This window comes from Moorena sp. SIO3I6 (assembly GCF_010672095.1).
Window position 1 is genome coordinate 1 of record NZ_JAAHHU010000309.1, and the last position, 5,193, is coordinate 5,193.

The 5,193-nt window shown below is 44.7% G+C and carries 3 protein-coding genes and 2 pseudogenes; 2 read left to right on the top strand and 3 right to left on the bottom strand.

Annotated elements, in window-relative coordinates:
* Positions 1 to 177: pseudogene (locus F6K49_RS34785) on the top strand (methionine adenosyltransferase); the annotation flags it as partial.
* A 357-nt stretch (positions 178 to 534) separates the two neighbouring features.
* Here the strand turns inward: F6K49_RS34785 and F6K49_RS34790 are convergent.
* From F6K49_RS34790 to F6K49_RS34800, 3 genes and pseudogenes are all read right to left on the bottom strand, one after another.
* On the bottom strand, positions 535 to 2,250 hold the full coding sequence (locus F6K49_RS34790; protein WP_293067177.1) for a DUF3352 domain-containing protein: 1,716 nt from the start codon (positions 2,248 to 2,250) through the stop codon (positions 535 to 537).
* 175 nt (positions 2,251 to 2,425) lie between these two features.
* Positions 2,426 to 3,559, bottom strand: a complete 1,134-nt coding sequence (gene cofH, locus F6K49_RS34795; protein WP_293067180.1) for a 7,8-didemethyl-8-hydroxy-5-deazariboflavin synthase subunit CofH — start codon at positions 3,557 to 3,559, stop codon at positions 2,426 to 2,428.
* A 200-nt stretch (positions 3,560 to 3,759) separates the two neighbouring features.
* Positions 3,760 to 5,064, bottom strand: a pseudogene (locus tag F6K49_RS34800) (transposase); the annotation flags it as partial.
* Between F6K49_RS34800 and F6K49_RS34805 the strand changes: the two are divergent.
* Positions 4,969 to 5,193: hypothetical protein (locus tag F6K49_RS34805; protein ID WP_293104018.1), on the top strand; the 225-nt coding region annotated here is incomplete at its 3' end. The pseudogene F6K49_RS34800 and the gene F6K49_RS34805 sit on opposite strands and share 96 nt — an antisense overlap.

The window sequence follows — 5,193 nt, forward strand, 5'->3', positions numbered from 1 at the left end:
ATCCAAACTTTCAATCTGCGCCGATTACCCGCAGAACGGGGTGGTCGTTTCTATCAAGACACAGCAGCTTATGGTCATTTCGGGCGTAGCGATTTGATTTTGCCTTGGGAAGAAACTGATAAAGCAGAAATCCTTAAGGAAGCTGCTGGTAAATCTGGTGCTATATCGATGGCATAAACTACGACTTGGTTAATTTACTTTTGAGGGTTAATTCAAGGTGTTAAGTGTTAGGCATTAGGCTTTAGGGATGAGTTAAAGCCTAATGCCTAGTGCTATTAAGCTATCAGCTATCAGCTATCAGCTATCAGCTATCAGGTATCAGTTATCAGGTATCAGTTATCAGGTATCAGCTTATGGGTTACCTCACAGCGTCGAAGCCTGTGCCACGGTACTTGAGCTGCTTTTGAATAAAACCGGTAAGCATTCGTTTAATCTCTGTTACGTCTGCTGAAAGCTGACCACTGACCACTGACCACTGACCACTGACCGCTGACCGCTGACCGCTGAATGCTTACCTAATACCTAATAGCGTCTTTACGGCTTTTGCTGATTATCTCCCTTCTTAGTTTCAGCAGCTTTACTGGGTTGAAACTGTTTTTTCAACTGAACAAAAAGTTTAAAGCGGGTACGATTGGGGTCGATTGTAGCAACCGTTAAGCCGATGGTATTAATTGCCTTTGCTAAGATTTCTTGCTGGCTTGATAGTTGGGCGAGATTGAGATTACTGCTGTTGAGGGTACGCTCAACATCAAGGAAAAATTGACCAGTGTTGGGATTAGGTTTGGTTGGTACGGTGTTTTGAAACAGAGGTGCTTGAAGTAGTGTCTTTTGGGGTTGAGGGACCAGTTCACTAGCAATGGGGGCTCCTAGGGTGAAGAAGACTACATTCCCTTCTAACCAGCCGTGGGTAGCATTCACCCCTCCTAAAGTAGCTGTCCAGGTCACCATTGGTTGACCGTTCACCTGAGTTTCTACCACCGGTAACTGATAACTATTAGTGATTAAGTCATCCAATTGCTGTAGGGTTGCTTGAGCACGAGAGCGATCGCTTACTTTTACCATCAATGCTATCCCAGCTCCTAAGGGAGCAGAGTAAGGGTTATCCTGAAGCGCCAGTTGTTCGGGAGACATTGGTATTAAGGCTAGGGCAAACTCCCCTTCCATCCAAGACAGTAAATCCTTTTCCCAATCCAACCCTAAGGTGGTTTTCAATCCAGCTTGGAAATTGTCTGGGGAAATGGGGATTAGAGAATTTAATGCTCCTTGTTCGGTATAGTATTGCCAAAATTGTCTGATGTTACCCCCAGATATAATGGCTAGGGTACTCGCTGGCATCCGTCTAGGCAAAAAAGAACCGCTATTTTGGTTACTGACCTTAACAGCGCTTCTGGGTTTGAGCGAGGAAATCCCTTCAAAACTTATCCCCTTTGGTGCTAGGGTTACTGTTGTGACTATGTCTTGCTTTAAGGGTTTAGCTGCTGTTGTTTCAGGCTGCTCCTGGGAATCAGTGGCTACTGCGGCTAAAAAAGCTGGTAGATTAATATACAACTGAGCAAAGGACTGATCAGTTTTAATCTGAGCGATCGCATCTTGGTAACCAGCTTTACTAGCTACCGAGATAGCTCCTTTGTAGGTGTCAATCACCTGATCAATAATTTTGGGGTTTTCACTCACCACTAGAAAACGCCCCAGCACTGCTACTGAGTACTTTTGGGAGTTACTCTTGTTCGTTTCGTAAACCTGAATACCTCTGTAGGTTCTCTCAACCCACTGTTTCCCTGATTGAGACTTGGCTTTTTTGAACAGCTCCATTGCTTGGGTTACTTTGTCAATGGGTAGTACAATCAAACTGGGAAAAACTGATTGATCGTTTGATAAGACTGCTGGTGATAACTCTCTAGGGCTAAAGTATGCTAAGGTAACGTCTTGACCCAACCAAGGTTTGATATCTTCCTGATAGTTGTAGCCGTTAGCAGTTAGTAAATTTTCCTGCAACTGAGCAAGCTGTTTTTCCAAAACTTGTCGAGATTCAGTTGTGCCATAGTTTAGCAACTGCTGCCATTGTTTGGAATCTGTAGAAATTGATGCAGTAAAGAAGGCATTTTGCGGAACTAACTGGGTACTTACCTGAATATTTGGTTGGAAAATCTGCCGCCGCACTAGCAACCAGTAAGCGGTTACTCCACCGCCTACTACCAAGACGGCTGCTGCAAAAATTAGCAGTAGAGAAGATTTCTTTTTTTTTGTCATGGATTTGATTGCTAGGGACATCAATATAAGGGCTTATATCTCTGTGTGACCGTTGAATCTGATTAAAATTGGTTGTTCGTAAATTAATAATTAATAATTAATAATTATCAATTACCAATTATTAATTAACAGGTATGGTATCAACCAGATTAGAAGTGATTAACTGGACTTGATCTTAGCTGTAGATCGTATCTCGTTGCTGATAGGGACGCCCAAGGGATTGAATGGCTGCTTGTAATGTTTCTACTTCCATACAGGTACCCCCCATAGCTCCGGCCATGGTGGTGATATGCTCCTCCATTAATGTGCCACCAATATCATTACAACCCCATTTAAGGGCATCTGTCGCCCCAGCAAGACCAAGTTTTACCCAACTGGGTTGGTGATTTTTAATCCAGTTCCCTAGGAAAATCCGAGCTACAGCTGTGAGTAACAGAGCATCTTTCAAGACTGGTTGATCCCGTCCAACACGATGACGTAATGGTTTGGGAGCTTCCTGTCCGACAAAGGGCAGTAAGATAAATTCAGTGATTAAGCCAGGGTATCCCTGGTTACGGGCTGTTTGTTGAAGCGATCGCAATTTTTCCAAGTGTGCCATTTGTTGTTGGGGTGTCTCAATATGACCGGATAGCATGGTACTGGTTGTGGGCATTCCTAGTTGATGAGCTGTTGACACAATCTCTAGCCAAGTGGCGGTATTGGTCTTTTCCGGACAGAGAATACGTCGGACATCATCATCTAAAATCTCGGCTGCTGTTCCTGGCATTGAACCAACCCCAGCCTCTTGTAGTTGAGCAATCACCTGGGCATAGCTAAGTCCATCTTGGTCAGCAATAAATTGCACTTCCTGGGGAGAGAAAGCATGGAGATGCAGCTGAGGAAAGTCTTGCTTAATGGTTTTTACCAACTCTAGGTAATAGGGCAAGGTTGACCCATTCATCTTTGCCTTGGGGTTGAGTCCGCCCTGCATGCAAATTTCTGTAGCATTCCGCCGCACCGCATCCCCTGCTTTTTGATGAATTTGCTGCCAATCGAGCCAATAAGCACCCTCGTCAGAGGCATCCCGCCGAAAAGCACAGAAACTACAGTGCTGGGTACAGATATTTGTAAAGTTGATATTACGGTTGATAACATAGGTAACGGTATCCCCGACTTGTCTATAGCGCAACCGATCCGCAGTTTCTTGAATTGACGCTACGGCCTGAGGTTCAGTTTGCTTCAAAAGCACAACCCCTTCATCGGGTGATATATCAATACCCCCTAAGGCACGGTTGAGAATAGTATCAACACTAGTGGTAATCACAGGCATATTCAGTAAACCTACACTCAGTAAATCTACAATGATCGCAGTGATCGCAGTTGAACATCTCCATGGTGTAGCCGGAAGGTGAAAATAACTTAGGGGCTAAAACCCCCTGATTCGATATATTTTGTCTGTCATCTATATGAAGCTCCACCACCTGGCAAGCCGTTCGCGTAGCGTCGGGCTTCGCCCGAGGTGGTGGTGTCCTATGCTAACTTAGGATTACCGCTAACCCACAAGTCACACAGGCAGACCCAGCTTCTAGGTGGTCGTCCAGATCTTTTGCTGGAACGACCCTCGTTGTCATTTCTGCAAACGAGCTTAAACACACCTCTAGCACCGATATTGTAAGCGCCATTTAAATCTGCATTAAAGCGTTTACCTGAGGTGAAGGTTGCTAAAGAGTATTTTTTTGAATTCCTCTTGACCACGCCGGAACCATCATAGGCCAACTTTGAAGTATAAGCTGCCACAACTTCTACAACTCTTCCGCCTAATTCCGCCCATTTCATTTCGGTGAAATCTCGGATTTTAGATTTGAGCCATCCATGGAATTTTTGCCGCAGGTTCGATCGCTTTTTGCCACCCTTTGGCCTCCAGCCTTTAAGATTCTCAAACACTATAGCTGAAGAATTGAACTTTTTGGCAATCTCGACAATCCGCTTTGAAACAATATGGCCGATCTGATGATTGATTCTTCGGCATTTATCGTAGGTTTTAGAGCAGAAACCTTTATGGAGTTTCCCGCCTTTACCCATGGTCAATGATGCCCGTGTAGATACGGACTTTAGTCTTTTATCTCGGCGGTCTATGTCTCTTCCAGGATGAACGAATTCAGCATGGATTACAGTTCCGCTGTGAGTTACGACTGCTATTGTGGCTGTTGTGTTGATTCCTAGATCGACTGCTGTAACATTTGCCTCTGGTTTTATTTTTTCTGGCTTACAGGTAAATGGAACTGACAGGTAATACCCCCGATTGTTTATTACTAGAGAAGGAGACATCATCTTGTTAGATGCTACCAAGTGACGCTCTCTTAAACCGGTGATATGAACATCAGTCCAGATCCAATCAGAGCCATTAAAGACCTTAACTTCTACTGTATTGAAACCATGTAGTTTATAGCACTGCCCTTTGTAGAGGGATGGATAACAACCGGTACTTGCATTCAGTCTTGGAGGCTTGGCGTCCTTTCTTTTTCTACTTCCTGATTGCCAATCCCGATAACGAGTAACAAAACTACTAACCTGACCAGCGGAAAATGCGATTGCAGCCCGACGTAAGTAACTAGGGAATTTATAGAAGGTTTTATTGAATTGGGGATATTTGATATTAGGACGCTTAGCAGTCTTGTGCATCAATTTCTCAACGGCAGGGGTCAATTGATCTGCCGTTAAATCCCCAAGTTCCCCCCAGTGAGTATAGATGATGCCAACCAAGTACCGACAAGCACGACGGTAGACCTCGACCGTCTCACTAAGCAGTACACGCTGCTCGGTGGTCGGGTTGAGTCGTTACGGTCGATGGGGGCTATTGAACCCCGCACCTCCGCTTCAGAACCGTGCATGAAACTTTCGCCTCACACGGCTCCTAAGTATCTTTTTGGCTCCAGTGTAATTGTTGGTGGCAACTTTGGTGTA

What these genes read in the sequence shown, in the direction of transcription:
- F6K49_RS34790 (WP_293067177.1), bottom strand. Translation starts at nt 2,250, where the DNA reads ATGACAAAAAAAAAGAAATCTTCTCTACTGCTAATTTTTGCAGCAGCC.
- cofH (WP_293067180.1), bottom strand. Translation starts at nt 3,559, where the DNA reads ATGCCTGTGATTACCACTAGTGTTGATACTATTCTCAACCGTGCCTTA.